General features: G+C 56.8%; 3 protein-coding genes and 1 pseudogene. 2 read left to right on the plus strand and 2 right to left on the minus strand.

Annotation, left to right across the window (positions count from 1 at the left end; translation table 11 throughout):
- Positions 1-384 (plus strand): annotated as a pseudogene (locus NW857_RS10050) (hypothetical protein); the annotation flags it as partial.
- A 206-nt stretch (positions 385-590) separates the two neighbouring features.
- Here NW857_RS10050 and NW857_RS10055 read toward each other — a convergent pair.
- A complete protein-coding gene (locus NW857_RS10055) occupies positions 591-824 on the minus strand; it encodes a hypothetical protein (protein WP_414337264.1) in 234 nt (77 codons plus the stop codon).
- Positions 825-1191: 367 nt separating this feature from the next.
- Between NW857_RS10055 and NW857_RS10060 the strand changes: the two genes are divergently transcribed.
- Entirely contained in the window at positions 1192-1443 is a 252-nt protein-coding gene (locus NW857_RS10060; protein ID WP_414368846.1) for a hypothetical protein, read from the plus strand.
- Here the strand turns inward: NW857_RS10060 and NW857_RS10065 are convergent.
- Positions 1440-2258, minus strand: coding sequence for a DUF1350 family protein (locus NW857_RS10065; RefSeq protein ID WP_414335863.1), 819 nt, complete (start codon positions 2256-2258; stop codon positions 1440-1442). The genes NW857_RS10060 and NW857_RS10065 overlap by 4 nt on opposite strands.
- Between the last annotated feature and the right edge of the window lie 478 nt (positions 2259-2736).

Genomic DNA, 2736 nt, shown 5'->3' on the forward strand with positions numbered 1-2736 from the left:
CAGGAAGCGCAAGCGGATGCCCGCGCCTACAGCCAGAAGGCCCCAAACGAGGCGGGGACAAGCGTGATCAGCCTGCACCGAGGTCGGGCAGACGGCAGCCCTGGCGAGGTCACAACCGAGTTCAAGACCACCGATACCCTAGTCTGGGCCATCTTGCCGGTGGGCAGCCTCCCTGCCAACGCCCAGGTGGAGATGCTTTGGTACTACGAGGGCGGAGAAGCCGGGGGCGAGCAACTGATCCGCAAGTTTGATTTTCCCTGGGATCCCTTGGCCGACACGGTGCAAGGCTTTCTCAGCTTCAGCCAACCCTACACCGGGCGCTACCGTGTCGAGGTTCAGGTCAACGGCGAGAAGATAGGAGTTGGCCGCTTCACAATTCGGTAGCCTTAGCTTGGCTCCCACTTCCAACTCTTTTCTCTCGGAGGGAGCCCAGCCTCTCTCTTAGAAGGAAGGGGGAGATAAGGCTTACAGAGAACAATTTTTGACTATAAATCCAGGCTTTTCCGGTAGGGCGATGTCCATCGCCATCTGCCTATTTTTCGCGCTGTGAAGACTATTGCGCTGAGAGTGAAAAGATAGCTCGACATTCTCTAGCGAGTTCTGATCACGGGCCTGGCTTTGAGGTTGTAGATAAAGCTGGTGCGGTACTGCAACAGCAAGTTGCGCAGGTAAAGGGGCAAGTTGCGTCGGTGGAGCAAGCGAGTTCTGCGGTAGAGCAGTGTGCGGCGACGGTTGATCGCCCGGCTGCGCTGTTGCAAAGAAGCTTGAAGAGAACGTTGAAGTGCCAGGGATCCGGGCACACGCCTCAACTTTGGCCGTAACACATCTCACCTCCAGGGCGACCATCGAAAATTAGCTCCAGTGTAGGGGATCCTCAGGAGAGCAGTCGCCAGCAGGTCAGCCTGTTCTGCCCAGCTTGCGGAGATCCTCGCTTCACTCCTCTCCAGATCTTGCAGCAACTGCCGGCCCAGAGGAGCCAGACGATACCGGTCGGTGATCTGCGATCTCGCCGGCGGGATCCCTTTTGTGCTCATGGCCCGCAACAAGGCCAACCGGAAAGGACTACAGATCCAGGCACTTCTGCACACCGACGCCGAGTCATCGAGCATGAGGGGCAACCAGGTTCTTTATATTCTTATTCAACTTTGCCAATGGCCGTTGGGCAGCAGACTTGTTACGATAGATTACGATATGTTGATCATCCTTGCTATTGTTGTCCTGTTGGGATTCTGGGCCCTGCGCCTGATGGAGCAGGCTTTTCAGAGTCAGGAGTTCTCGCGCATGTTGGCCGGGACACTGGTGGCCGCGGCTGCCGGTGGCGTCTTGACCTGTTACTTTCTCATGAGCGACACCCTACAGATGTTGTTTCATCTCCAGGCGCACTCCTCCTTTTCCCACTCTCAAGATCTGGATCTGCTTTCCGATCTGAGCTGGCTTGACTAGGCGAGGTGGGTGGATAGCCAGGCTTGAATGCTGCGGATCATCTGGTGGTTGGGGGCCAGCCAGCTTTGGTAAATCAACTGTCCAAAAGCATCGATGGGGCTGAATTCTTCCCCAACTGGGAAAGGGTAGCTAAAACCCAGCGGAGTTAGGTGATCCCCTTCCAAGTGTTGCCATTCTGTGTAACTTCGATACTTGCGGCAAAGCTGTTGGTAAAGCAGAGGAACATCGTCGATATCATCGTGGCGAAATTCCACGAGCAGGTTGTTGCTGACCGGATACTGCTCCTCGATTAAGCGATTGGTTTCTGCCGGAGAAGGCTCGAACTCCAACCACAGGTTCACAGGCGGCGAAGAGGATCCCATCCACATCCGCCACAGATCGGACAGTTGTTGTTGAGGCCAAGCTTGAGCCAACAGCCGCAGCAAGGGCAGAGCCCGATCCAGCCCGGCGTTGCTGTAGGCCAGGAAAATATTGCCTCGCCGCTGGGATCCCATGGCCAGACAAGAGAGGATCTGCAACTTACAGCCCAGGCTATGGCCCAAGCCAAACAGGGGTAGACCTAGCAAATTTTTGCTTTGCAGGCTTCTGTGCAAAGATTGGGCTGCATTGAGAGCCAGTTGAGCGTGATCGATATCGGTGCTGTAGGGGGTAGCCACAATGGCCATGCCCATGCGGGCCAGTTCTTCGAGCAGGCGGCTGTAGAACACTTGCGGGGCAGCTCCCACAAACGCTCCGCCCAGAAAGTGAATTACGGCACGGGGTTGAGCGGGCAGAAGAAACCAAGTGTGCCCATCTGTCTGCCAAGTCGGTGCCATGGTTTGCGACCTCACCTGCGATTTTGTTGGGGCTCTCCCCACAACCCGGCGCCCGGCAGTCCGATTTTGCCACTTCGCGCGGTTCCTCGCGTCCCGTTTGGCCAGCCCCTGGAACTCATGCTAATGGATATCCTGCCCAAACATGGGGATCCCCAGGCGGACTTCCGATGTAGCAAGCAAAGCTCCGTCCTGCCTCAGGTTGAAGTTCCAGCACACCTAGGGTGGGGTGTCGTGGGGGATCGTGATGCAGACTTCGCAGTTGAAAATCGACGCCTGCCCGCCGAGCCACTAACCTGGTAGGGAGATAGGTAGAAGTCGGCTTTGATCCATCGGCGCGTTCTACAGCTTTGCATCGTCGGCTGGGCAATGCTTTTCGCCCTGGCAGTAGGGGGCAGAGCATCCCTGCCGGTTCTGCATCTTTTTGACATAGAGGCTCTCCAGGCCCAAGCCGGAGAACTGCCACAACCGGTACGCCTAC

This window comes from Synechococcus sp. H55.9 (genome assembly GCF_047462355.1).
Classification (GTDB): domain Bacteria; phylum Cyanobacteriota; class Cyanobacteriia; order Thermostichales; family Thermostichaceae; genus Thermostichus.

Coding starts and splice junctions, on each gene's coding strand:
- NW857_RS10060 (WP_414368846.1), top strand. CDS start 1,192: ATGTTGATCATCCTTGCTATTGTTGTCCTGTTGGGATTCTGGGCCCTG.
- NW857_RS10065 (WP_414335863.1), bottom strand. CDS start 2,258: ATGGCACCGACTTGGCAGACAGATGGGCACACTTGGTTTCTTCTGCCC.